Annotated in this window: 27 protein-coding genes; 24 read left to right on the forward strand and 3 right to left on the reverse strand. The window is 41.3% G+C overall.

Going from position 1 to position 25,988, the window contains the following annotated elements; genetic code table 11:
- The first annotated feature begins 13 nt into the window (after positions 1-13).
- Genes flhA through ND6B_RS03380 form a run of 14 tightly spaced genes read left to right on the forward strand, consistent with a single transcriptional unit; the run spans position 14 to position 14,041 of the window.
- On the forward strand, positions 14-2,122 hold the full coding sequence (gene flhA, locus ND6B_RS03445; RefSeq protein ID WP_008112204.1) for a flagellar biosynthesis protein FlhA: 2,109 nt from the start codon (positions 14-16) through the stop codon (positions 2,120-2,122).
- Positions 2,123-2,143: 21 nt separating this feature from the next.
- Complete coding sequence (gene flhF / locus ND6B_RS03440; protein ID WP_033104082.1) at positions 2,144-3,634, forward strand: flagellar biosynthesis protein FlhF; 1,491 nt, start codon at positions 2,144-2,146, stop codon at positions 3,632-3,634.
- Positions 3,627-4,487 (forward strand): MinD/ParA family ATP-binding protein, encoded by an 861-nt coding sequence (locus ND6B_RS03435; RefSeq protein ID WP_010387928.1) that lies wholly within the window; start codon positions 3,627-3,629, stop codon positions 4,485-4,487. Before flhF ends, ND6B_RS03435 begins: the two co-directional genes overlap by 8 nt.
- A 26-nt stretch (positions 4,488-4,513) precedes the next feature.
- Positions 4,514-5,224 (forward strand): RNA polymerase sigma factor FliA, encoded by a 711-nt coding sequence (locus tag ND6B_RS03430; RefSeq protein WP_008112209.1) that lies wholly within the window; start codon positions 4,514-4,516, stop codon positions 5,222-5,224.
- A 40-nt stretch (positions 5,225-5,264) separates the two neighbouring features.
- The gene (gene cheY / locus ND6B_RS03425; RefSeq protein WP_008112210.1) at positions 5,265-5,648 is read left to right on the forward strand and encodes a chemotaxis response regulator CheY; all 384 of its coding nucleotides are present in this window, start codon (positions 5,265-5,267) and stop codon (positions 5,646-5,648) included.
- Between the two features lie 16 nt (positions 5,649-5,664).
- Entirely contained in the window at positions 5,665-6,432 is a 768-nt protein-coding gene (locus ND6B_RS03420; protein ID WP_010387932.1) for a protein phosphatase CheZ, read from the forward strand.
- A gap of 14 nt (positions 6,433-6,446) precedes the next feature.
- A complete protein-coding gene (locus tag ND6B_RS03415) occupies positions 6,447-8,663 on the forward strand; it encodes a chemotaxis protein CheA (protein WP_033104083.1) in 2,217 nt (738 codons plus the stop codon).
- A gap of 53 nt (positions 8,664-8,716) precedes the next feature.
- A complete protein-coding gene (locus ND6B_RS03410) occupies positions 8,717-9,868 on the forward strand; it encodes a protein-glutamate methylesterase/protein-glutamine glutaminase (RefSeq protein WP_016899235.1) in 1,152 nt (383 codons plus the stop codon).
- Entirely contained in the window at positions 9,861-10,625 is a 765-nt protein-coding gene (locus ND6B_RS03405) for a flagellar motor protein (RefSeq protein WP_028833993.1), read from the forward strand. The genes ND6B_RS03410 and ND6B_RS03405 overlap by 8 nt, the downstream gene beginning before the upstream one ends.
- Positions 10,626-10,630: 5 nt before the next feature.
- Positions 10,631-11,593: a flagellar motor protein MotB gene (locus tag ND6B_RS03400; RefSeq protein WP_033104084.1), complete on the forward strand. Its 963-nt coding sequence runs from the start codon at positions 10,631-10,633 to the stop codon at positions 11,591-11,593.
- Between the two features lie 12 nt (positions 11,594-11,605).
- Positions 11,606-12,376: a ParA family protein gene (locus ND6B_RS03395; RefSeq protein ID WP_008112222.1), complete on the forward strand. Its 771-nt coding sequence runs from the start codon at positions 11,606-11,608 to the stop codon at positions 12,374-12,376.
- A 3-nt stretch (positions 12,377-12,379) separates the two neighbouring features.
- Positions 12,380-13,102, forward strand: a complete 723-nt coding sequence (locus ND6B_RS03390) for a chemotaxis protein CheW (protein ID WP_033104085.1) — start codon at positions 12,380-12,382, stop codon at positions 13,100-13,102.
- Between the two features lie 21 nt (positions 13,103-13,123).
- The gene (locus ND6B_RS03385) at positions 13,124-13,621 is read left to right on the forward strand and encodes a chemotaxis protein CheW (protein ID WP_008112225.1); all 498 of its coding nucleotides are present in this window, start codon (positions 13,124-13,126) and stop codon (positions 13,619-13,621) included.
- Between the two features lie 18 nt (positions 13,622-13,639).
- On the forward strand, positions 13,640-14,041 hold the full coding sequence (locus ND6B_RS03380) for a DUF2802 domain-containing protein (protein ID WP_008112228.1): 402 nt from the start codon (positions 13,640-13,642) through the stop codon (positions 14,039-14,041).
- 27 nt (positions 14,042-14,068) lie between these two features.
- Here the strand turns inward: ND6B_RS03380 and ND6B_RS03375 are convergent, their stop codons facing one another.
- Both ND6B_RS03375 and fliK read right to left on the reverse strand, forming a co-directional pair.
- The gene (locus ND6B_RS03375; protein ID WP_010387940.1) at positions 14,069-14,377 is read right to left on the reverse strand and encodes an EscU/YscU/HrcU family type III secretion system export apparatus switch protein; all 309 of its coding nucleotides are present in this window, start codon (positions 14,375-14,377) and stop codon (positions 14,069-14,071) included.
- Between the two features lie 2 nt (positions 14,378-14,379).
- Entirely contained in the window at positions 14,380-16,545 is a 2,166-nt protein-coding gene (gene fliK, locus ND6B_RS03370; RefSeq protein ID WP_033104086.1) for a flagellar hook-length control protein FliK, read from the reverse strand.
- A 113-nt stretch (positions 16,546-16,658) separates the two neighbouring features.
- Between fliK and ccmA the strand changes: the two genes are divergently transcribed.
- The 10 genes from ccmA to ND6B_RS03320 are packed head-to-tail and all read left to right on the forward strand — an operon-like array spanning position 16,659 to position 24,374.
- Positions 16,659-17,279: a cytochrome c biogenesis heme-transporting ATPase CcmA gene (ccmA, locus tag ND6B_RS03365; protein ID WP_076920609.1), complete on the forward strand. Its 621-nt coding sequence runs from the start codon at positions 16,659-16,661 to the stop codon at positions 17,277-17,279.
- Positions 17,279-17,965: a heme exporter protein CcmB gene (ccmB, locus tag ND6B_RS03360; RefSeq protein ID WP_033104087.1), complete on the forward strand. Its 687-nt coding sequence runs from the start codon at positions 17,279-17,281 to the stop codon at positions 17,963-17,965. The genes ccmA and ccmB overlap by 1 nt, the downstream gene beginning before the upstream one ends.
- Before the next feature lies 1 nt (position 17,966).
- Entirely contained in the window at positions 17,967-18,704 is a 738-nt protein-coding gene (locus ND6B_RS03355; RefSeq protein ID WP_029609912.1) for a heme ABC transporter permease, read from the forward strand.
- Positions 18,705-18,706: 2 nt separating this feature from the next.
- Positions 18,707-18,910, forward strand: a complete 204-nt coding sequence (gene ccmD, locus ND6B_RS03350; RefSeq protein ID WP_008112240.1) for a heme exporter protein CcmD — start codon at positions 18,707-18,709, stop codon at positions 18,908-18,910.
- On the forward strand, positions 18,907-19,386 hold the full coding sequence (gene ccmE / locus ND6B_RS03345) for a cytochrome c maturation protein CcmE (protein ID WP_008465420.1): 480 nt from the start codon (positions 18,907-18,909) through the stop codon (positions 19,384-19,386). Before ccmD ends, ccmE begins: the two co-directional genes overlap by 4 nt.
- Position 19,387: 1 nt before the next feature.
- A complete protein-coding gene (locus tag ND6B_RS03340; protein ID WP_033104088.1) occupies positions 19,388-21,349 on the forward strand; it encodes a heme lyase CcmF/NrfE family subunit in 1,962 nt (653 codons plus the stop codon).
- Positions 21,346-21,918 (forward strand): DsbE family thiol:disulfide interchange protein, encoded by a 573-nt coding sequence (locus ND6B_RS03335; protein WP_013465537.1) that lies wholly within the window; start codon positions 21,346-21,348, stop codon positions 21,916-21,918. Before ND6B_RS03340 ends, ND6B_RS03335 begins: the two co-directional genes overlap by 4 nt.
- Positions 21,915-22,376 (forward strand): cytochrome c-type biogenesis protein, encoded by a 462-nt coding sequence (locus ND6B_RS03330; RefSeq protein ID WP_013465536.1) that lies wholly within the window; start codon positions 21,915-21,917, stop codon positions 22,374-22,376. Before ND6B_RS03335 ends, ND6B_RS03330 begins: the two co-directional genes overlap by 4 nt.
- Entirely contained in the window at positions 22,377-23,633 is a 1,257-nt protein-coding gene (ccmI, locus tag ND6B_RS03325; RefSeq protein ID WP_033104089.1) for a c-type cytochrome biogenesis protein CcmI, read from the forward strand.
- Between the two features lie 9 nt (positions 23,634-23,642).
- On the forward strand, positions 23,643-24,374 hold the full coding sequence (locus tag ND6B_RS03320) for an MlaA family lipoprotein (protein ID WP_028834001.1): 732 nt from the start codon (positions 23,643-23,645) through the stop codon (positions 24,372-24,374).
- Between the two features lie 64 nt (positions 24,375-24,438).
- Here ND6B_RS03320 and ND6B_RS03315 read toward each other — a convergent pair whose 3' ends face one another.
- Complete coding sequence (locus ND6B_RS03315) at positions 24,439-25,662, reverse strand: EAL and HDOD domain-containing protein (RefSeq protein ID WP_033104090.1); 1,224 nt, start codon at positions 25,660-25,662, stop codon at positions 24,439-24,441.
- Between the last annotated feature and the right edge of the window lie 326 nt (positions 25,663-25,988).

The raw sequence follows: 25,988 nt of genomic DNA on the forward strand, positions 1-25,988 counted from the left end.
AAATTGTAGAGTTATGGAATTTAAAGCGGTATTACAACAACTTAATAAAGATAAAAAAGAATATGCGAAGGGCGTTGGTACACCGCTTTTGGTGTTGGCTGCGCTGGGCATGGTTATTTTACCGCTGCCTCCATTCCTGCTTGATATATTATTTTCGTTTAATATCGCGCTTGCGTTAGTTGTATTACTGGTCACTGTATACACCATGAAGCCGCTTGAGTTTGGTATGTTCCCAGCGGTGCTGTTAATTGCAACCATAATGCGCTTAGCACTCAATGTGGCCAGTACCCGGGTGGTACTGCTTGAGGGTCATAACGGTGGGGATGCTGCTGGTAAAGTCATTGAAGCATTTGGTTCAGTGGTAATCGGTGGTAACTACGCCGTGGGCTTGGTGGTGTTTTTAATTCTGATCATCATTAACTTTGTGGTAATCACCAAAGGTGCTGGTCGTATTTCAGAGGTATCAGCGCGTTTTACTCTAGATGCTATGCCAGGTAAGCAAATGGCCATAGATGCAGATATGAATGCCGGTTTTATCAGTGCCGAGCAAGCCAGAGAACGTCGTGAGGAAGTAACCCGTGAAGCTGACTTTTATGGTTCTATGGATGGAGCTAGTAAATTTGTAAAAGGTGATGCTATTGCTGGCATAGTCATTTTAGTGATCAATATTGTGGGTGGCTTATTTGTTGGCATGATCCAACATGATTTAAGTTTTTCACGCGCTATGGAAGTGTACACACTATTGACCATTGGTGATGGCTTAGTCGCGCAATTACCTTCATTACTACTTTCAATTGGTACTGCAATTGTTGTAACCCGTCAAAATGAATCGCACAACATGGGCGATCAGTTTAAGAAGCAATTAGGTAACGAAAAGTCGTTATTTATTGCCTCAGGTATCCTTATTACTATGGGCTTAGTCCCAGGTATGCCACACCTTGCATTTTTAAGCTTAGGGGCGCTTTTAGGTTACCTTGCATACTATACTCAACAAAATAAACTGAAATTAGCCGCTGCAGAAGCAGAAGAAGCCGAAAATGCGGCCTCAGGTACCGGAATTGCGGCTAAACAAGAGCAAAAAGAACTGGGTTGGGATGATGTTCAACAAGTTGATGTTATTGGTTTAGAAGTCGGTTACCGACTCATTCCTCTCGTTGACCAATCACAAGGTGGCGAGCTGTTAAACCGTATTAAAGGAGTGCGTAAAAAACTATCTCAAGAGCTAGGCTTTTTAGTGCCGCCGGTGCATATACGCGATAATCTAGAACTCGACCCAAATGCATACCGCATAACCATGATGGGTGTATCAAGTGGTGAGGGTGAGCTTAAACATGGTGATGAATTAGCGATTAACCCAGGCCAAGTATTTGGCCCGTTAAAAGGAATTGAAACTAAAGATCCGGCGTTTGGTTTAGATGCAGTTTGGATAAAACCTGATCAAAAAGATGAAGCACAGTCTTTAGGTTACACGGTGGTTGATTCGGCTACCGTGGTGGCAACCCATATTAGCCAGTTACTCACCAATAGCGCCGCTTTATTACTCGGACATGAAGAAGTACAAAACTTATTAGATATGTTAGGTAAGAGTCACCCTCGCTTAGTTGAAGGACTTGTACCTGAGGTATTACCGCTGACCACCATCGTGAAAGTACTACAAAATTTATTAAATGAAGGGGTAGCAATACGAGATATGCGCTCAATTGTTCAAACCCTTGTTGAGTATGGCCCTCGCAGCCAAGACCCAGATGTATTAACGGCTGCAGTGCGAATATCACTGCGTAGATTAATCGTCCAAGATGCCGTTGGTATGTCTTCTGAAATCCCTGTCATAACCTTGGCGCCTGAGTTGGAACAGATGTTGCATCAGTCACTTCAAAATGCAGGTGATGAAGGTGCCGGAATAGAACCAGGGCTTGCTGATAGACTTCAAACATCATTGAATGAAGCGCATCAAAATCAAGAAATGGCCGGTGAACCTTCAATATTGCTAACGTCAGGAATGTTACGCACTGTGTTATCTCGATTTGTTAAATACACCATTCCAGGATTGCGAGTGATGTCTTATCAAGAGATACCAGATGAAAGACAGATCAAGATTGTCAGCTCTGTAGGCCAACAATAAGATTTTAAAGGGGTTTGAATTATGAAAATTAAACGTTTTTTTGCTAAAGACATGCGCACTGCACTAAAAGAAGTAAAAGAAGAGTTGGGTGTTGATGCGGTTATTATGTCAAATAAAAAACTAGCTAATGGCGTTGAAATTGTTGCTGCAGTTGATTACGACAAAGCAGCGACAAAACCGCCAGAGCAGCCTCAAAGCCAACCTGCTGCAAGAGCTTCATTTGCACATACTGAGCAAAGTTCACATAATTTTGTTAAACCAGAACCACAACGCGCTCAACCTAAGCCACAAGCAAAGGTTGCAGATAGCTTACAAGCCTTACTAGAGCGTCAGTCTCCACGTCCTCGTTCAGCAGAGCTTGCTTCAATGTTTTCACACTCTGGCATTGACACATCTGGCCACTATCAAGAACAAGAGCCTGTGCAATCACGACCTAAAAATATGTTTGAACGTGAACAAAGCGCGCCAGTGCGCCCTCGTACCCAAGCCGATAGCTTAGGTTTTGACGACTTAGACAGTGGCTTTGACGATTTAGATTCACCTAGCGCACCGCGTCAGCAAACAATGCATAAAGAATCAAGTGACATGAGCACAATGCGTGAAGAAATGAACGCAATTCGTCAACTATTAGAGCACCAAGTATCAGGTTTAATGCAGCAAGATATGGCGCGTCGCGACCCGACCCGTGCATGTATGATTGACCGCTTAGTCGGTATGGGTATAGAGAAAAATGTTGCTGAGCAAATGGCATGTTTTGTACCGGACGATGTGTCTCGCCAACAAGGCTGGAAAGCTTTATTGAACATGGTTGAAGATCAAATGCAAACCACTAACAACGAAATACTTCGCCAAGGCGGTGTTTTTGCGTTAGTTGGACCTACTGGGGTGGGTAAAACCACCACAGTTGCAAAACTGGCAGCATTAGGTGCACAAAAATACGGTGCCGATAAAGTAGCGCTTATTACTACCGATACCTACCGTATTGGTGCCTATGAGCAGCTAGCAACGTATGGTCGTATTATAGGTTGTGGCGTTAAACAAGTTAAAGATGCAAATGAATTAGCAGAAGTTTTATACCATTTACGAAATAAACGTCTAGTCTTAATTGATACAGCAGGAATGAGTCAACGTGATTTACGCTTAACCGAGCAGTTAAACACCTTGATGCGTAATCAGCGTGTTGATATACGTAGTTATTTAGTATTAAGTGCGACGGCGCAAATTAATGTATTACAAGAAACAGTAAGGCACTTTAAAAAAGTACAGCTAAGTGGATGTATTTTTACTAAACTTGATGAGTCATTGAGTTTAGGTGAGATTATTAGTATTGCGATTCAAAATCGTCTCCCAATAGGGTATCTTACTAACGGTCAGCGAGTACCAGAAGATATTAGAGTGGCAAATGCCGAAAAACTAGTAAAAAAAGCTGAGCAATTGTATTTAAAAAGAATAAAAGCACAACAATCACGACACCAATCAGTGGCGTCGAGCACAGTAGAGATGTATGATTAACACAGTTTTAGATCAAGCAAGCGGCCTTCGCAAAATGAGCAAGAATAATAATAACGGCGTAAAAGTTATCGCTGTCACCGGCGGCAAAGGTGGAGTGGGTAAAACGAACGTATCCCTTAACACGGCAATCGCGTTAGGCCAACAAGGCAAACGTGTGCTTGTACTAGATGCTGATTTAGGATTAGCGAATTGTGATGTGATGCTTGGACTGCGCGTTGAGCGTAATTTATCTCATGTTTTATCGGGCGAATGTGAACTTGATGATATTTTAGTCGAAGGTCCCGCAGGCATAAAAATAGTGCCTGCAACATCGGGTTCGCAAAGTATGGTTGAGTTATCACCCTCAGAGCACGCTGGACTTATTCGTGCATTTAGTGAACTTAACACCGACTTTGATATTTTAATTGTTGATACCGCTGCGGGTATTTCCGATATGGTGCTGAGTTTTTCTCGCGCAGCGCAAGATGTGGTTGTGGTGGTATGTGATGAGCCTACATCAATTACCGATGCCTATGCTTTAATTAAAGTACTTAGCCGTGAGCACGGCGTTTATAAATTTAAAATTGTTGCCAATATGGTGCGTAGTTTACGCGAAGGGCAGGAATTGTTTGCAAAACTTTCAAAGGTTACCGACCGATTTTTAGATATATCAATGGAGTTGGTTGCAACGGTTCCATATGATGAAAATATGCGCAAATCAACGCGCCGCCAAAAAGTAATTGTTGAGGTTTTTCCTGGGTCGCCTGCTGCAATTGCTTTTAAAACACTGGCTACAAAAATTGCTAAGTGGCCAACACCTAGTCAAGCCTCGGGTCATTTAGAGTTTTTCATTGAGAAACTAGTTAGTAACTAACAATGACAATACCGGTGAATAGAGCTATGGGATATCAGTCAACACAAAATTTAAATATGATTGTTGAAAAGCATGCCTCATTAGTCAAAAAAGTGGCGTGCCATTTAATTGCTCGTTTACCGGCCAGTGTGCAGCTAGATGATTTAATTCAATCGGGTATGATTGGTTTAATTGAAGCTTCAAAAAACTTTGATGCAAGCAAAGGCGCAAGCTTTGAAACCTTTGCCGGTATTCGTATTCGTGGTGCGATGATAGACGAAATGCGCCGAGGCGATTGGGTTCCACGTTCAGTTCACAGAAAAAGCCGTTTGGTTGCAGAAACTATTGTTGCGCTTGAGAACAGTTTAAACCGTGAACCTAAAGATAGTGAAGTTGCTGAAAAACTTGAAATTTCGCTAAATGAGTACCATCATATTTTAAACGATGTAAATGTAAGCAAAGTGTTAGGTATTGAAGACCTTGGTATAGATGACGATGTGATTACACCTCATGGCCAAGATTTAGCACTAGACAAACCGTTCAATAATGTTAAAAATGAACGGTTTAATGAGTCTTTACTCAGTGCAATAAAGTCGTTACCGGAAAAAGATGCAATGGTGCTTTCTTTGTACTATAACGATGAGATGAATTTAAAAGAAATTGGGCATATACTCGATGTAAGTGAATCGCGTGTAAGTCAGATACATGGTCAGGCGATGATTAAGCTTAAAGCAAAAATCAATGACTGGATAAACTAGAAGTAAGTAAATAAAGGTTCAGGCCTCACTGGAGGATGTTTTGGATAAAAACATTAAAATTCTTGTTGTTGATGATTTCTCAACAATGAGACGTATTATTAAAAACCTGTTGCGCGATTTAGGTTTTACCAATGTTCAAGAAGCAGATGACGGGTCAACTGCTTTGCCTATGTTGCAAAATCAAGCGTTTGATTTTGTTGTAACAGATTGGAATATGCCAGGCATGCAAGGTATTGATCTTTTAAGGGCAATTCGAGCTGATGAAAAATTAAAGCATATTCCTGTTTTAATGGTTACAGCAGAAGCTAAAAAAGAACAAATAATTGCTGCGGCCCAAGCAGGTGTTAATGGTTATATTGTTAAACCATTCACTGCAGGTACATTGAAAACTAAATTAGAAAAAGTGTTCGAACGCTTAGGTTAATGAGAGGGAGAGGCTTATGTCAGCACCTGCTGCGCCTCAGATTACTTTAGAACAAGCTCGCCAGTTAGTTGTTTTTTTAGAAAATGGTGAGCAAGATAAAGCGAATCAGTTAATTTTAGAAACAGCTTCACAAGAGCAATCACAGTTATTTGCTGAGGTGGGTAAGTTGACGCGTCAACTGCACGAAGCTTTAAAAAGTTTCGAGTTAGACACGCGTTTAACAGACATTACCACTGATGCCATCCCTGACGCAAAAAAACGCCTTAACTATGTCATGGAAATGACAGAAAACGCAGCCAATAAGACAATGGATGCGGTTGAAGCAAGCTTACCATTAGCACAAGAAATCGCTGACGAAATAGCTGATATCAAGCCAACGTGGGATCGTTTAATGAACCGCGAAATAGAGCTTGGTGAGTTTAAATCACTTTGTCATAGTATTGATAAGTTTATGAGCAGTTCTCATCACAAAACCGATGAGTTACAAATGCTGATGACTAATGTGCTGATGGCTCAAGACTATCAAGATTTAACCGGTCAGGTTATTCGCCGTGTTATTGAACTTGTCCGTGAAGTTGAAGAAAGTTTAATTCACCTGTTAACTGCATTTGCAGCGCAAGGTGGTGAGGTTGAACCAACTGAACAACCAGAAAAAATAGAAGATCCCATTGTTGCACAAACACTAGCAGGTCCCGAAGGGCCTATTATTGATAAAGAAACGCGTAATGATGTTGTATCTGATCAAGATGAAGTTGATGATCTATTATCAAGTTTGGGCTTCTAATAGGAGAGTACTGCATGAGCTTTGAAGTCGATGAAGATATTTTACAAGACTTTTTAGTAGAGGCCGGAGAAATCCTTGAGCTTTTATCTGAACAGTTAGTAGAACTGGAAAACAACCCAGATGATACTGAGCTACTAAACGCAATATTTCGCGGTTTCCACACTGTAAAGGGTGGCGCTGGCTTTTTGGCTATGACAGAGCTTGTTGATGCATGTCATGGTGCTGAAAATGTGTTTGATTTACTGCGCCAAGGTGTAAGAACAGTTAACTCTGAATTAATGGATGTGATTTTACAAGCACTGGACACCATTAATGAAATGTTTGCCACGATTAAAAATCGTGACCAGCCAGAGCCTGCTGATCCAGAATTACTTGCAGTACTTCACAAACTTGGACAGCCACCGACAGCAGAAGAGCTTGCCGGCGATTCTGTGGTTGAAGATGTAGCTCCTGTCGAAACCCCATCGGTAGAGCCCGAACCAGTTGCAGAGCAACCGAGCAGCGATGCTGAAGAAGACCCGTTTGCTTTTGATGAATTATTTAGCGGCCCAGATAGCAGCAGTACTGAGTCTCAGATTGATGAAATAACCGAAGACGAATTCGAAAGCCTACTTGATGAACTTCATGGAAAAGGGCAAGCCCCACAAGAAAAACAATCATCATCAAGTGACAATGATGTCAGTGGTGATATAACTGACGATGAGTTTGACAGCTTATTGGATGAACTTCATGGTGTAGGCAGCTTTGGCGAAGTGAGCCAAGCAACCGCAAGTACACCACAACAAACACCATCAGCCCCTGTGGCTCCACCAAGTAACGAGCAAAGCTCGGGCGATGATGAAATAAGTGACGACGAGTTTGAAGCGTTACTTGATGAACTTCATGGTAAAGGTGCACCTAAGTCGATAGAAACACCGGCTCCTGTAAGTAAACCAGAACCAGTGGCAGCTAAAAAGCCAGAACCAGTTGCTGCAGCTAAGCCACAGCCTAAACCAGAGCCAGCTAAGCCGGCTCCTGCGGCACAAGCAGCTAAAGCTGCGCCGCCTAAAAAAGCAGCGCCTCCACCGGCAGAAACAACAGTACGTGTTGATACCAAACGCCTAGACCAAATAATGAACATGGTGGGCGAGTTAGTACTTGTGCGAAATCGCTTAGTGAGTTTGGCGACTAATTCTGATAGCGAGGCTATGGGTAAAGCTATTTCCAACTTAGATGTTGTGACTGCTGATATCCAAGGTGCAGTAATGCAAACACGAATGCAGCCAATTAAAAAAGTATTTGGCCGTTTTCCTCGTGTTGTACGTGACTTAGCACGAACACTTAAAAAAGATATTAATTTATTACTTGTCGGTGAAGACACCGATTTAGATAAAAATTTAGTGGAAGCATTGGCCGATCCATTGGTGCATTTGGTTCGCAACTCGGTCGACCATGGTATTGAAATGCCCGATATTCGTGAAGCATCGGGTAAACCTAGAACAGGTACGGTGACTTTATCAGCTTCGCAACAGGGTGATCATATTCTACTTACCATCCAAGATGATGGTGCCGGTATGGATGCTGAAAAGCTTAAAAAGATTGCGATTAGTAAAGGGGTGCTTGATCACGACCAAGCGAGTCGTCTTTCTGATACTGAAGCTTATAACCTTATTTTTGCACCTGGGTTTTCAACCAAAGAAGAAATCTCAGATATTTCTGGCCGTGGTGTTGGTATGGATGTGGTTAAAACAAAAATCACTCAGCTCAATGGCTCGGTTAACATAAAATCAGAAATGGGCGTAGGGACTACTTTAGAAATCAAAGTTCCACTAACACTTGCGATATTGCCTACCTTAATGGTGGTGGTGGGAGAGCAAACCTTTGCCTTGCCGCTAGCGGGTGTAAGTGAAATATTCCACTTAGATTTAACAAAAACTAATGTGGTTGATGGCCAGCTAACGATTATTGTTCGTAAAAAGTCGATTCCATTATTCTACCTTGAACATTGGCTTATAAAAGGCGCTGATAGAGGTCAGCGAAAAGCACAAGGGCATGTCGTTATTGTGCAAATAGGGACTCAAAAAGTAGGGTTCGTTGTTGATTCACTAATAGGTCAAGAAGAAGTGGTGATCAAGCCTCTAGATGCATTATTGCAAGGTACGCCGGGTATGGCGGGTGCGACTATTACCTCTGATGGTGGAATTGCACTGATATTAGATGTACCGAGTATGCTAAAGCATTACGCTGGATAATAAAAAGTAGGTATAAACTTTATGCCTACCCATTCATTGAATAAGAGAGCGAAATGGCTGTTAAAGTTTTAGTAGTTGATGATTCAAGCTTTTTTCGCCGCAGAGTGAGTGAAATTCTTGAACAAGACAGCGGCATTGAGGTAATAGGCTTTGCTGTAAATGGCCGAGAGGCCGTCGAAAAAACAGCTCAGTTACGTCCTGATGTTATCACCATGGATGTTGAAATGCCGGTGCTGGATGGTATTAGTGCTGTGAAAGAGATCATGGCGAGTAATCCAACACCTATTTTAATGTTTTCATCGTTAACACGAGCAGGGGCATCTGCCACTTTGGATGCGCTTGATGCTGGGGCGATGGACTTTTTACCTAAAAAGTTTGAAGATATTGCTCGCAATAACGATGATGCAATTAAGTTATTGCAAAATAAGGTTAAGGAAATAGGCCGCCAGCGTATTGGAAGAATTACGAGAACGGCCCCATCTCCAAGTATTAGTAAACCAGCGTCAAACAGTTCTGAACGCTTTTCTAACCTTGCTAAAAAGCCGATAGTTCAACCTGATCGTAGCTTTAATAATGCGAGTCCTGCACCTAATAACAGCAGTGCCTCAGCGCGTGCCAGTGGTAAGCAGTATCAGTTAGTTGCTATTGGTACATCCACAGGTGGGCCAGTTGCACTGCAAACTATTTTGACGCAATTACCTGCTAATTTTCCACACCCTATTTTACTCATACAGCATATGCCTGCTGCATTTACCCCGGCCTTTGCTACTCGCTTAGATGGCTTGTGTAAGATTAAGGTAAAAGAAGCGCAGCAAGGCGATAGATTACAACCTGGGTGCGCTTATTTAGCGCCAGGTGGCCAGCAAATGATGGTAGAAGGACGTGGCTCTAATAGAACCCTTCGTGTGTTTGAAGATAAAAATGAACGAGTAAACTATAAACCAAGTGTTGATATTACCTTTGCCAGTGCGGCCAAAGCGTATCAAGGTGATGTGCTTGCCATTATTTTGACAGGCATGGGTGCAGATGGTCGTGATGGTGCTCGCATGCTTAAGCAAACTGGCGCTACAATTTGGGCTCAGGATGAAAAAAGCTGTGTTGTCTATGGTATGCCTCAGGCGATAGCCAGTGCAGGTTTAGCGAGCGAAAGCATTAGCCTTCATGATGTGGCTGCACGCTTAAAAAGAGAGGTTGGCTGTGGATAAGCTTTCTGTTTTAGGATTACTGGTTGCATTAGGTGCTATTGCAATCGGTTATTCTTTAGAGGGAGGTGTGGTATCTGCGCTGTTTAATGGGCCTGCACTAATTATTGTATTAGGCGGTACATTAGGTGCGGTGATGCTACAAACATCAGCCAATACATTTAAAAAAATGCTTAGTATTACTCATTGGGTTTTTGTTACCGACGACCATGATATTGAAGATGCTATTGAGCAAGTAAAACGCTGGTCGCATAAAGCCCGTCAAGAGGGTTATTTAGCATTAGAAAACGAAGCACTTGCGCATTCAGATCCCTATGCCGCCAAAGGACTGAGTTTATTAGTTGATGGCTGTTCAGAGCAAAAACTACGCGATACCCTCGAGATTGACTTATTACTTGAGCGAGAACGATTACTTGAGGCTAGCCGGGTATATGAAGCAATGGGTGGGTATAGCCCAACTATTGGTATTTTAGGTGCTGTACTTGGGCTTATTCAAGCCATGTCATTTATTAACGATCCTGAGCAGTTAGGAACGGGTATTGCCACCGCGTTCATTGCAACTATATATGGTGTTGGTTTGGCTAATTTATTATTTTTACCCATGGCCAATAAGCTAAAGCAACGGGTTGAACAAAAGATGCTTTATCACGAAATGTTAGCGGAAGGTGTAATTGCTATTAGCCAAGGTGAGAGCCCTATTAATATAGAACTAAAGCTTGAAGCCTACCGCGTTGAACGTCCAATTTTACAGGCCCATTAGCGCCTATGTTACGCCGTCGCTTACGTCATCACCAATTAAAGAGCCAACATACTGAGCGTTGGTTAGTTTCTTATGCGGATTATATGACCATAATGTTTGCATTTTTTGTTGTATTGTATGCAATTGCGATAAACAAAGAAGACAACATCAAGGTTTTATCTGATTCTCTTGAGCATGTTTTTGATAAGTCTGCAAAACAATATTCTCAGCAGGGTAACGGGGTAAATGGTGATGCTTTATTGCTTGAAAGGGTGACCCCTGAGGCTGAAATACTCTATGGCGAAAGTATTCAAGAGCTAGAGCAAGGCCCAGTGTTACTCGATGGTCAAAGTGACAATAGCAATATTAGTCAACGCCACTTAGGTAAGCCGCTGGATAGTTTATTGGCTAAATTACAATCGTCGCTGATTGATGAGATACGCAGTGGCGAGGCTAGCTTAGAACTAAGCCAAGACTGGTTGGTTATTGAGCTCAATTCCGGATTGTTGTTTGCCAGTGGTAGTGCTGTTGCACATAACAAGGCCAAAGAGATTGTAAAAAAAATTGAAGCAATCATCGCATCAGTCGATAACTATATAAGAGTACGCGGGTATACAGATAACGAAACCATACGAAATGAAATATTTCGTTCTAATTGGGAGTTATCAGTGGCGCGTGCAACCTCAATATTAGTTGAGCTAGAGCGTTTGGGCATTGAATCCGCGCGCATGGCCATTGAGGGATATGGTCAATACTCGCCCTTTGCCGATAATGATACCGAAGCTGGGCGTGCTGAAAACCGTAAAGTCGTGATTGCACTTTCTAAATATGGTTTAGCACCAGATCCCTCTGATGAACAAACGAAATCATCAATTTCAGTATCAGAGCAAAGTCAGCCAGAAATTGAGCTACCTGCCCAAGACGATACAATAAAAATAATCCGTTTACCGCATGGTGGCATCCGTGTTACAACGCGCAACGAACAGTAATTAGGATGTAATGTGAAAGTTTGGACAGTAGCCAATCAAAAAGGGGGAGTAGGCAAAACCACTACAGCGGTTAGCCTTGCAGGGATCCTTGCGCTTCAAGGCAAGCGTGTGTTATTGATTGATACAGATCCTCATGCTTCACTAACCTATTACTTTGGTATTGATTCAGAAGATTTAGAGGTCAGTGTTTACGATATTTTTACTCGCGGCTCGAGTATGAAAAGTGAAGAAATACTGCAAGCATTATGCCCCTCAACAATTGAAAACCTAGATATTTTACCTGCAACTATGGCGATCGCGACACTTGACCGTAGCATGGGTAATAAAACGGGAATGGGCCTGATTTTAAAAAAAACACTGGCTAAAATTAGCGAGTATTACGATTACGCAATTTTAGATTGCCCACCTGTTTTAGGTGTGCTGATGGTCAATGCGCTTGCCGCCTGTGAAAGAGTCTTAGTGCCGGTGCAAACTGAGTTCTTGGCGCTTAAAGGGCTCGATAGAATGATGCGTACTATGGAATTAATGCAAACCTCTCAAGCGAAAAGCTATGAATATACTATAATTCCAACTATGTATGATAAACGAACCAAAGCATCGCTTGAGGCCTATAAAACACTACAAGAAACGTATAAAGAAAAAGTATGGCCAGGCGTTATTCCTGTGGATACTAAATTTAGAGATGCAAGTTTAGCGCAAAAAGTACCGGTAGATTTTTGCCCAAATGCGCGTGGAGTCTATGCTTATAAAGCATTACTTAAATATTTAATAAAACAAGGTTAATAAATGAGTAAGCAATTATTTGCTAATGAAAAAGTAGTCACTCAGTACTTAGGGGCGTTATTATCTGATGACGAACCAACAAAAGACCTTGAGCCTGTTGCTAAACTGCTTGAGCAGGTAACGTATGAAGAGCAAAAAGAACAACCAGTAATAGTTGAGCCTGTTGTTGAAGTTGAAAAGCTCAATAAGCAAGTATCGAATGTAGAAATTGACACTCTCCAAGAGCAACACGTCGTGCCTGAGCAAGAGGTGGTTGTAGGTGGTGAAGCTGACTACTTTGATGGTGAGTTTCAAGCGCTGTTTTTTGAAGTGGCAGGGCTTACTTTAGCGGTGCCGCTAAAAGCCTTAGGTGGCATTCATGAGCTTGGAGAAGTAAATCATTTATTTGGCAAGCCTAAGTGGTTTAAAGGGGTTATGATCAACCGAGAAGAAAAGCTCAATGTTGTTGATACCGCTCGCTGGGTTATGCCTGAAAAGTACGATGAGCAGTTAGAGGCATCTTTAAATTATCAATACCTCATCACTTTAGGTGATAGCCAATGGGGTTTATTAGCAGAAAAACTAATAAATAACATTACATTGAGTAAAGAAGATGTAAAATGGCGTACAAATAACAGTAAGCGCCCATGGCTTGCTGGAGTAATTAAAGAAAAAATGTGTGCTTTAATAGATGTTAATAATTTAAACGCACTATTAGAGAAAGGCTTAGATAGCCGTCACAAGTAATGACCATTACGAGGTAAGAGCATGAGTGAAGATAAATTACTGTCAGCTAAGAAAAATGCAGATAATAATGATGAGATTTTGCAGTGGGTTACGTTCAAGCTAGAAGATGAAACTTATGGCGTAAATGTAATGCAAGTGCAAGAAATACTGCGTTACACCGAGATTGCTCCTGTACCAGGTGCACCTTCGTATGTGATTGGTATTATTAACTTACGTGGTAATGTTGTTACCGTTATTGATACTCGCTCTCGTTTTGGTTTACCTGATATTGAAGCGACGGATAATTCACGTATTTTAATTATTGAAGCAGAAGAGCAAGTGATTGGCATTCTAGCCGATAGCGTTTCTGAGGTTGTTTACCTACGTAGCTCTGAAATTGACAGTGCGCCAAATGTAGGTACAGAGGAAAGTGCTAAATTTATTCAAGGTGTATGTAACCGCGACAATGAGTTACTTATTCTGGTTGATTTAAATAAACTACTTAGTGATGACGAATGGGATGAGTTAAGCGATATATAAGCTTCTCTACATAAAACTATGTTATTACTTGGTATTGCTATTGCGGGTTTAGTTTTTGGACTATTCTCGCTGCTTTTAATTGTGATGTTTAAAAAGCGCTATGCGAGTGAGCTTGGCGCGCAATTACAACAGTTTAAAGATTCATCAGAGCAGATTAATATTTTACGTAGCGAAGTGTCAGAGTTGCGAACCGGTTTACTGAGTATTGGTAAGCGTGTGCTTGAGGTAGAACAACAAAACCAAGAGCTGATACAGCAACAAGCAGCTCAAAAATACGATGACCCCGATGCTAAAATATACTCTCGTGCAGTAAAAATGGTTGAGTTAGGTGCTGATTTAGATGAGGTTATTCGCGAATGTGAATTACCCCGCGCCGAGGCTGAACTGTTGTTTTCATTACACAAACAAAAAGGCGCTTAGCGCCTTTTTTGCTTTTATAACACTGCGTTATGCTTTTATATTTAGCTTTCCCTGAAAGTCTTGCCAACCAGGCGGAAACTTTCCTCTAACCACGTATGAAAACGCAATGAGCTCAGCAATAACAAAGTACAACTCTTTGGGGATCTCTTCTGCGAGGTCTAGTTTCGATAGTGTATTTGCAAGTGCTTCATCTTGATGGATTAAAATTCCTTTTTCTTTGGCTAGGGCAATAATTTCATCCGCCAGTTCACCAAACCCTTTAGCACTTACAATGGGTGAATGTCCCGCCTCGTAGAGTAGTCCAATTGCTGAATTGCTTTTTGATGACTCAGTCATGACTAAACCTTAATATTAATAATGGCATGCGATTGGTAAAATGCTTGATGGTTATCATCCGCTCGTTTTAGTTTAAGCTCACCCACCTGTAAGCCTTGTTTTGCCAGTTTTGAGCGTAAATTATCAAGATGTGGATGAGCTAAAGCGCTCACCGCTTGGGTTGAGGCTAACAACTGGCAATCTAAAGCTTTATCCATGAGTTCTGCGATTATTTGTAGCTTACCCAGTTCGGCATAATCAAAGTTGAGCCTAATAAACCAGACATTTTTATCCGCTAGTTTACCGCTACTGTGCTTTTTATACTGCCCTAAAGTTATTTCTGTTTGCGCCGCTTCAGCAGGCAGCTTCATCGGTAATAAAAATTGCACTAAGGCGTTTGTGTCAGGTTGTTGGCTGATAGCAGGCGTTTGTACTTGACTTAATGTGTTTTTAATTTGGGTTAATTCACCTGCTAATGCTTGTACTTGTGGTTGCTGTAATTGTTCCAACAATTTATTGGCGCTATTACCTACTTTAAACGTCGGTAATAAAACTTGCAGTAAAGCTTCTAAACCCGTTTGATTATTAATACTCACCGCACTTGGATTTTGGTTAATGATAGGCGCGGCTAAAATGCTTAATGAAAGCTGTTCAACACCTCTATTAAACGAGCTTTGTAAGATGTCGCTTTGAAGTTGTGTGGGCTTTATGGTGCTGAGTATTTCGCGCTGTATGGTTGCTGGGTGTAAATTAGTATCTGACAACATGCGATTAAAAGCCTGATTAACTAAACGGTTTAAATCGGTTCCTTGATCAGTCAGTTTGCTTGTAATGGTATTAAGTTGGCTGCTTACTATTTGGTTGGTCGCATCTTTTTGTTCTATTGAGGTGTTTGGACTGTGTTTTAAAACCGTCCCTAATAAGAGTTTTTCTAAAGGCTGTAAGCTCTGACCAAATGTAGCCGCGTTAGTTGGTGAGGATGAAAAAGGAGTCACTAAAGGAGATAAAGCGTGTGCTGCTAACGGTTGTTGTTGCCACATAGAAACGCTTGATTTTATTTGCTGGGTAAATTGCATTAGGGGCGGCGCTAAATTTGACACGTTTTTTAATTGTGTGATGTCAATTTTTTGCATTGGGTTGAGCCATTTTTGCTGAGCATTGCCTGTAAATTCTGGTTTTTGAGATGAGCTTACCGAGGTCGTAAATGGCTTGCTTTCAAAGTACTTTACCGCATCTAAAATACGTGTTTTAAAATCAGCAAAACTGCTTTTTAACCATGATTGTATGGGACTGTTTATCGTGCTGAGCGGATGCTGTTTACTTGGCGAGGGATCAATTAGGCCTTGCGACTGTTGCAAAGAGAGCATCTCATTAAACGGTTTACTAAATGAGTTTTTAAGGCTCACAGTCATAGTGTGATAAGCGGTTTTGATCAGTAATTTATCTGCTTGGTGAGTAATGTTTACCTTAGTCGGGATGGTAGGTAGTTCACTTAATTGTCGATGACTTAGGTTAATAGTTAATGAGTCTTTAAAAGAGTTTGGGCTTAATACCGCAAACTTAGGCATAGCATGAAGCTGAGCAGGGGTTAAATTACTGGCAAGCAACTGTGTTAGTTTGGCTTGGTTTAGTGGCTGTGAATGCACTATATCAGCAAAACGGTTAATAATGTTAAGTCGTGTACCTTTGCTATCCGTTTCAATCATCCCCTTTATTAAAGGCTCATCTGCGAGTAATTGTGCAACGTGTTTATTAATAGCAATACTGGCATTAAATTTTTCAATGACCAACTTTGGTGTGGGTTGTAATACCACCTGAAGTGATAGTGGACTGTTTTGAATATCACTTTGGGTGTTTATAAAATTTAAAAATCGTTGCAACTGAGCCGGTTGTTTAATTGTTAAAGTTGTATTGTTAGGGATGATGGTTAAGCTTTTACCATCTGCACTTAACTGTATGTTAGCGCTTGCTATTTTTTCAACGTTTGTGAATGTCTCAGTTGTCCCAAGGCGAATCGTTTGCCAATGCTTATTCATAAACACATCAAGCGTGACTGAATCTTTAGAAAACTGAATATTTTTTGCCGCCAGCACTTCAGGTGGCAGTGTTGCTAACGCAGCCTTACCTGAATCAGTTGTTTGATTACTAACCTGTGGGTTAGACAATGTGATGTGCGTTGGTGTATTCATTATTTTATATCAAGTTTTCTTTATTTTAAGTAAATCGATTCTAAAGCAATATTCGTATTACCCTATCATTATGGTAGACTTACGGCTAATTTTTGGCAGAGAGAATCGTCATCTTGTTACACATTAAGTCCGTTACTTGTATCAAGCAAGAGCGTTGTTTGTTTGATGAACTTAATTTTAGCCTTAAAAGCGGTCAAATCATGCAGTTAGCCGGCCCTAATGGGGCTGGTAAAACATCATTATTGCGCATTATTGCTGGTTTTTCGCTGCCGGATGAAGGTGATATTTTATACCTAAATCAATCTATCAAAAAATATTATGACGAATATGCCAGAGACTTATTATTTATAGGCCATAAAACCGGTGTTAACGTACAACTTAGTGCACTTGAAAATGTAGCACATTGGTTGGCTATTAATGGTTATGTTGATACTCCTGACTTATACCCTTTATTAAGTAAGTTAGGTTTAGTGGGGCTGGAAGATGTGCCTGTAAGAATGTTATCTGCGGGTCAACAGCGGCGGGTGGCACTCGTTCGATTATGGTTATCTGAAGCGAAGTTATGGATTTTAGATGAACCTTTCACGGCGCTAGATAAAAGCGGGGTTGCCTTTTTACAGCAACGTTTTACTGAGCACTTATCAAAGGGGGGCGCTATTTTGTTAACAACACACCAAGATTTAACCACCCACTTTAGTGACTTACAAACGTTGACTTTGGAGTACCGCCACTAATGACACGACAGCATTCATATTGGCAGTTATTTGTCGCGGTATTTAGCAAAGACGTTAAGCTCGCTTTTCGTCAGCGCGCTGAAATAGTTAATCCTATCTTGTTTTTTTTAATTGTTATCTCACTGTTTCCATTAGCCATAGGGCCTGAGCCAGGCTTGTTATCAAGAATGGCACCGGGCATTATTTGGGTTGCGGCTTTATTATCGACCATGCTTGGCCTTGATAAACTGTTTAGAGATGATTACCACGACGGCTCTTTGGAGCAGCTCATTGCTTCGTCATACCCATTATCATTAACGGTACTGGGCAAAGTAGCCGCACACTGGGTGATCACCGGCCTCCCGTTAGTGCTAATGACCCCTTTATTTGCTTTACTACTAAATTTAGATACGACGGCCCTAATGGCTACGTTATTAACGCTATTATTGGGTACGCCTTTATTAAGCTTCATAGGCGCAATAGGGGCGGGCTTGACTGTGGGATTACAAAAAGGCGGCATTTTAATGAGTCTGCTCGTTTTGCCTTTGTATATTCCGGTTTTAATTTTTGCAACTTCCGCTATTGATACCAGCACTATGTCGCTGGATTACAGTGGTCAGCTTGCAATCCTTGGTGCGATGTTAGTCGTTGCGACTATCAGTGCGCCAATTGCCATATCATCAGCATTAAAAGTGAGTGTAAGTTAATATGTGGAAGTGGTTACATCCGTATGCGAAAGCAGAGCGAGCATATCAATTATGCAATACTCTACTGCCATATTTTGCAGTAGTAACGGTTATTAGTATGATTGTCGGTTGGGTATGGGGATTAGGTTTTGCTCCTGCCGATTACCAACAAAAAGACAGTTACCGTATTATTTTTATTCACGTGCCCTCCGCTATTTTATCTATGGGCGCCTATTCATCAATGGCGATTGCTGCCATTGTTGCGTTGGTATGGCAATTACGCAATGCAGAGCTTGCGGTTATTGCAATAGCACCCGTAGGTGCCTGCATGACCGCAATAGCCTTAATCACCGGTGCTGCGTGGGGTAAACCTATGTGGGGTGCTTGGTGGGTATGGGATGCACGACTGACCTCTGAGCTCATTTTGTTATTTTTATATCTAGGGGTGTTGTCTTTGTACCATGCCTTTGAAGATAAAAAATCAGCCGGTCGCGCCGCGTCTATTTTAGCTATTGTTGGGGTTATTAACTTGCCTATCATTCACTTTTCGGTGGAATGGTGGAATACCCTGCATCAAGGGGCAAGCATCACTAAGTTTAACCGCGACGCGGTAGATCCAAGTATGTTTTGGCCGTTAATGATTAATATTTTAGCCTTTGCCGCGTTTGTTGGTACTGTGACTTTAATTCGTCTTAAAAATGAAATTTTACACCGTGAAAAGCACCGCCCATGGGTGCGACAGTTGTTAACTAAGGGGTAATTATGCAGTTTGACTCGTTTTCAGATTTTATTGCAATGGGAGGCTATGGCTTTTATGTATGGCTTTCTTTTGGTACATGCGCATTAATTTTATTAGGCATTTTATTTAGCTCGTTACGCGACAAAAAACAAATTTTAGCGTCGGTAGAGCAGCAAATTGCGCGTGAAACTCGAATTAAAAATTCTAAGCAGGAGCAAACCTCGTGAACCCTAGACGTAAAAAACGCCTTTTGGTTATTATTGCCGTACTCTTTGGTATTGGTGGATCAATTGGTTTAGTGTTGTACGCCTTACAAGAAAACATTAATTTGTTTTACACCCCCAGTGAATTAATTGATGGTAAAGGCCCGAATAAAGAAAAGCCTCATATAGGACAAAAGCTCCGCATTGGCGGTATGGTTGTTCCTGGTACAGTACAAAGAAATGAGCAAAGCTTACAGGTAAGCTTTAAGTTGATTGATACTGGCCCATTGGTCACGGTGCGTTATCAAGGAATTTTGCCTGATCTATTTCGTGAAGGGCAAGGAATTGTTGCACAAGGTGTGCTAGTTGAACCTAACGTCATTGAAGCGTTTGAAGTACTGGCTAAACATGATGAAGAATATATGCCAGCCGAGGTTGCCGAGGCAGTAAAAGGAATTAAGCACGAGAAACCAAAATACAATTTAGATAGTGGGAGCTAATATGATCCCAGAACTTGGTTATTTTTCCCTAACATTGGCCATGGTACTGAGTATTCTGTTGTGTATTTTCCCACTTTGGGGTGCACACACAGGAAACCTTCGTTTGATGCGCGCTGCGCCATCACTTGCTATTGGTCAGTTTGCATTTGTTGCTTTGTCTTTTGCTGCGCTTATTTATGCCAGCTTAACTGATGATTTTACCGTATCTTATGTAGCGTATCACTCAAGTAGCACCTTGCCTTGGTATTATAAAATAACCTCAACATGGGGTGGCCATGAAGGCGCTATTTTACTGTGGTTATTAATGCAGGCCGGTTGGACCGCCGTTGTTGCTGTGCGTTCAAAGTCACTGCCTTGGGTACTTCGTGCTCGCGTATTAGGTGTGCTTGGCTTTTTAGGTGTCGGATTTATGATGTACACCTTGCTACTTTCAAGTCCGTTTGAACGTTTACTGCCCTATTTCCCTGTTGAGGGACGCGATTTAAATCCATTATTACAAGACCCGGGGATGATCATTCACCCTCCATTACTTTATATGGGGTATGTCGGTCTTTCTGTTGCTTTTGCCTTTGCTATTGCCGCGTTGTTAACCGGCAAGCTTGATAACACCTGGGCAAAATGGTCACGCCCATGGACAATGACGGCATGGGGCTTTTTAACCTTAGGTATCACCATAGGTAGTTGGTGGGCCTATTCAGAGCTAGGCTGGGGCGGCTGGTGGTTCTGGGATCCTGTTGAAAATGCATCACTCATGCCATGGTTAGTCGCAACCGCGTTACTGCACTCTTTAAGTGTGACTGAAAAACGTGGCGTATTTAAATCATGGACAGTGTTACTGGCTATTGCGGCGTTTTCATTAAGTTTACTAGGCACCTTTATCGTTCGCTCAGGAATTATTGTTTCGGTGCATGCCTTTGCAACAGACCCTGATCGTGGCTTATTTATTCTTGGCTTTTTGGCCGTAGTTGTTGGCGGCGGTTTAGCATTATATGGCTTGCGTGTCTCACAAGTTAAAAGTGAAGGGCGTTATAAATTTGTATCGCGTGAAGTGGCACTTTGGTTAAACAATATTTTCTTAGTGGTTGCTACGTTAATTGTACTGTTAGGTACATTATTACCTATGGTGCACAAGGAAATGGGGCTAGGCAGTATTTCAATTGGCGAACCTTTCTTTAATAAAATGTTTGCTATTTTACTGGTGCCATTTGCTATTTTAATGGGCATTGGACCTTTCCTGCGTTGGAAGCAAAATAAGTGGGCCTTTTTACAAAATAAAATATTTGTAGGCGCATTAGTCAGTATTATCATTACCTGTGCGTGGTTATTTAGTAGCTATGAGGTAGTGACTCCATTAACACTTTTAGCAACCACGCTAGGTGTATGGATATTTATTGCCACTTTTATTGATTTATATACCAAAGCAGCGGTTCATGGCTCGCTTAAGCTCGGTATAAAGCGTTTAGGTTTAAGCTATTGGGCAATGGTGCTGGGGCATGTTGGTTTAGCCTTTGTTATAGCGGGCATTACACTCACCTCGGCGTATTCAGTTGAGCGTGATGTATCGATGAAGCAAGGCGATATCGTGCAGCTTAACCAGTATCAATACCGCTTTGAAGGTGTGAAGACTATTCGTGGTGCAAACTACAGTGGTCATGCTGGTGTCGTGACGGTATTAAAAGGGAATGACACTGTAACGCGTTTATATGCAGAAAAGCGTCGTTACGATATTGGTATGCAATTTATGACCGAAGCCGCTATTGATGCCGGATTCACTCGTGATTTATATCTTGCGCTTGGTGAGCAACTAAGTGAAGGGGCATGGTCATTACGCATTTACCATAAGCCGTTTGTACGTTGGATGTGGATTGGCGGTATTCTGATCTCACTCGCTGGTTTTGTGATTTTATTTGATAAGCGCTATCGCGCCTCACCGCGAAAAGATGAAATAGAGGGGGCAGTATGAACCGTAAACTTATCGCAATTGCCCCTTTATTAATTTTTATCTTTATTTGTGTGTTTTTATACCAAGGGTTGTTTGCCAACCCGCGGGAAATACAAACAGGGCGAATTGGTCAAACGGTGCCTGCGTTTAATTTACCTGATTTAATGCAAGACGATAAACGTTGGACTGATGAGCAGCTAAAGGGTGACGTGTATTTACTAAACGTATGGGGCACATGGTGTCCGACGTGTTTAGCTGAGCTTGGCTATTTAACTAAGCTACGCGAGCAAGGGGTTAAAATTATCGGCTTGTATTATGTACAAAGTTACGACGCCGATTTTGATGGCCCATTTGATATGCAAGCGCTGCGTGATGATGTGAGTAATATGCTTTCACGTGCGGGCGACCCTTATCAATTTAATATTTTAGATTTAGAACGTTCATTGTCTTTAGATTTAGGGGTGTCCGGTGCACCAGAGACATTTTTAGTAGATAAAAATGGCACCATTTTGTTACATCACACTGGTGATATAAACCCTCGAGTTTGGCGTGCTAAGTTTGCGCCTATTATGCAGGAGCTGCAGCCATGAGATTGTTTTTATTAACCCTTAGCTTGTTTGTTAGTGTAGCTGCGTTTGCTCAGCAAGACCGTTATCAATTTGATAGCAACGAGCAAGCTGTTCGCTTTGAAGAGCTAACAAAAGAATTACGTTGCCCGAAGTGTCAAAATCAGAATATTGCTGACTCTGATGCCGTTGTCGCAAAAGACTTGCGCGAGCGAGTGCTGGCGTTGGTAAAAGATGGCAAAACCAAAGATGAAGTTATTGATTACATGATTGATCGATATGGCTATTTTGTTCATTACGATCCACCGGTAACACCTGCCACGTTAATACTGTGGGTACTTCCGGTACTCATCGTAATAATTGGGTTTGGCTTTATTGTGATTCGCCAACGTAAAGCGTCGGTAAAACAAACCTGGAGTGACGCTGATGAAGTGATGCTCAATAAGCTGATTAAACAAAATAAACATCAGGAGCAAAGTTAAATGATTTTAATGTGGGCGTCTTTTGCTTTACTCACACTCATTGCATTGCTGTTTATTATTGTGCCTTTTTTAAAAAAAGAGCGCGTAGTAACCATCACTCATAACGCCAATGCACAGCTTATCAGCATTTATGAACAGCGTTTAGTTGAATTACAGGCAGATTTAGATAATCAACGTATAGACTCGCAAAATCACAGCGAAGCTATTATTGAATTAAAACGCCGCTTACTTAATGAATTATCGCCAGAGAAGTCACTAAATAGTCGTGGTGACAATCGTATATTTGCTTTAACAGGGGCGGCGTTTTTAATTGCATTAGCAGGTATTTTCTATGCAATGACAGGCAGCCAGCAACAAATTGCAGCTTGGCATGATGCAATGGATAACTTGGCCGATTATGGTCAGCGCGCCGTAATGCAAAAGGGCGAGCCATTAACTAAAAATGAGTTACAAGCGTTTGCCCTAGCACTGCGTACTAAGTTAAGCCAAAGCGGTGATGATGAAGTTGCTTGGATGTTGTTAGGGCGTGTTGCTTTAATGCTAAATGAATTTGATATGGCGAAACAGTCATTCGATAAAACATTAAAAATAAACCCTGATAATATGCAAGCGCTTGTTAGCTACTCTCAGGTGCTATTACTTGAGGGCAGTGAAGAAAACATGACTCGTGCAGCGGGTATGCTTTCTAAAGTACTGCAAGCTCAACCAAATAACCTTGATGCGATTTCGTTACTTGCACTGATCGCCTTTGAGAGAAAAGACTGGCTACAGGCAAAGGCAGCGTTTGAGGTGCTACTTGCAAGTATGGATGAGTCTGATACGCGCTATGCTATGATCAACCAACGTATTAGCGAAATCGATCTACAAATTGCTCAGCAAAACGTGGCAACCAGTGGCGATCAGTTAGCGGCTCAAAGTATTCAAGTTACCGTTGATATCGATAGCCAACTTGCAGACAAACAGCCCAATAACGGTATTTTGTTTGTGTTTGCTAAAGCGGCTAAGGGATCACCGATGCCTTTAGCCGTGGTCAAACTAACAGACTATAGCTTTCCAATTACGGTTGAGCTGAGCGATGCTAATGCCATGATGGCAGGGCTAAACTTATCGAGTGCGAGTGAAATTATCATTTCTGCGCGTATCTCTAATGATGATTCAGTTATGCCAAGCACTGGGGAGCTTGAAGGGCATTCTCAAGTGCTTGCTTCTAAAGAGGTGCGCCAAGTGCAACTGAACATTGATACATTAATACCTTAAGGATTTGAGATGTTAAAACAAGGCTTACTTTTATTATGTTTACTCACGTTATCGGGTTGTGCTCAAGTGCCTGAGAGTAAATATGATGAGCGCGATCCCATACAAAGTGTAAACAGACCTATTTATGACTTTAATATGGACGTACTTGATGCTTATATTTTAAGGCCTGCGGCAGTGGGTTATATAACAGTAACCCCACAGCCTGTGCGTCGAAGTATTGTGCATTTCACCGATAATATTACCGCACCGGTTGATATTATTAATGCGGGTCTGCAAGGAAAGCCAAGCAGTGCCGGAATTAATTTTGCGCGCTTTTTAGTGAATTCTACGGTGGGAGTGTTTGGCTTATTTGACGTTGCAAGTTCGTTAGGGCTTGAAGTAACTGATGAAGATTTTGGCCAAACCTTAGGTGTGTGGGGAGTAGGCGATGGTGCCTATTTAATGATCCCTGCAATGGGGCCATCAACTGCTCGTAACTTAACCGGTGATGTTGTTGATAATGTGGTTTTACCTGAAATTGCACTGACTACACCACAAACAATTTTAGTGTTTGCGTTAAAGGCGGTTGAGGCAAGGGCGTCTTTAATGGCTCAAGAGGGTTTATTAAATGATTCATTAGACCCATACCTGTTTGTTAAAGACATTTACTTTCAGCGTCAGTTATATGAACTCTACGATGGCAATCCGCCAATAAAAGAAGAGCCTGAAGATTTTGACGAAGATTTCTTAGAAAGCCTTTAATAAAAATAAAAACGCCAGCAAATGCTGGCGTTTTATTTTTAGTTATTAATTGCTAATGAGCGCTTTAATTATCAATCATTATCTGCATTTGTTCACTAACCCAATTAAGTGCTTCGTGGTAAGCATCAGGCACATCATCACCTAAGTTAAGCTGTTGGGCTTTATCGTTAGCAGCTTGCCAGTTACCCTGCTCATAGAGAGTTACTAAATTTAAATACTCAGCAAGCAGCCCTTCATTGTTTAACAGTGCCGCTTTTATCTCATTTGAAAGCGGTAGCTTAAGCATTACACTGTCCATCTCTTCATCTAGTATGGCATCCATAAGCGACATCATGCCGGTTAAAAATGCTATTCCTGTATCTCTAAGTTTGCCATGTGAAATTGCTAAAAGCTCACAAAAGCGCGCGCGTGTTAGTGACAACCTAATAAGCTCCAGAGGTTTGTCTGCAGAGACTTGTGCGGCAAATAATAAAGAGAGTAGTTTTTTTATTTCAGCCGCGCCCAATACAATAAGCGCTTGTTTTATAGTGTTTATTTCAGAGCGGCGAGCAAATGCTGCCGAATTTGAGTAGCGTAGCAGCTTATACGATAAGTTAACATCACGCTCAAATACATCGGTGATTTTTTTAAGATCCATTTCTACGCTGGATGTTTCATAGAGTAGCTCAGCCAATGCCATGCCCGATGGCGGTAACGCCTTGCTTTGCACCATTTCTGGTTTTGAAAAGAAAAAGCCTTGAAAGTATTCAAAACCTAGTTCAAAAGCTTGATTGTAAAGCGCGTAAGTTTCAACCTTTTCAGCAAGTAATTTTATGTGTGGATAAGGTTTTAAATCCTCTATGATCGTTTTAACGTTTTCAATATCACAAGTTAAAAAGTCGACTTTAATAATATCGATAAACGGATAAAAGTGCCGCCATACAGGTTGATGTGCATAGTCATCTAGCGCTAGCGTATAGCCTTTTTCTTTTAGGTCTTTAACAATTGCCAATAAGCGTTTACCTGGCTGGACGGTTTCGAGTATTTCAATTACCACCCCATCTTTGTTTAAAAGGGTTGGGTAGCCTTTTAACAAGGTGTCTAAGGTAAAGTTAATATAAGCGGGTTTATTATCAGTTAAATCTTCTAAGCCAAAGTTAAATTGACTGCCTTCAATCAGTCGAGACGTGGCTTCATCGCCGTCAATATTTGGAAATACGTTATCAACTCCATCACGAAATAAAAGCTCATAGCCAATTAGTTCTTTATTGCGATCTAAAATAGGTTGCCGAGCAGCGTAAAAATACATATTGGATTCCGAAAGAGTAGAAATTGATTAACATTGTAATAATATATTGGAAAACATTCAAAATAGCATCGGTAAAATGAACATTATTAATAAAATACTATGGTTGGTTTGGTATTTCTTAATCTAATTTTATTGTTTTTCATTTTATTTGTTGCAAAAGTGAGCTAACCGATGGTTTTTTATCTACTTAAATGAGCGGGTTGGAGTTATTAGCAATTACCGTGTTATAGTTCAGTAGAAAGCTTTTATTCCAATACTGTCTTAATTATAAGATTTCAAGAGTCATTATTTGGATTAAAAGCCTGTTATTACTTATTTAAGTGGAG

The organism is Pseudoalteromonas sp. ND6B (assembly GCF_000764215.1).
GTDB lineage: Bacteria > Pseudomonadota > Gammaproteobacteria > Enterobacterales > Alteromonadaceae > Pseudoalteromonas > Pseudoalteromonas tetraodonis.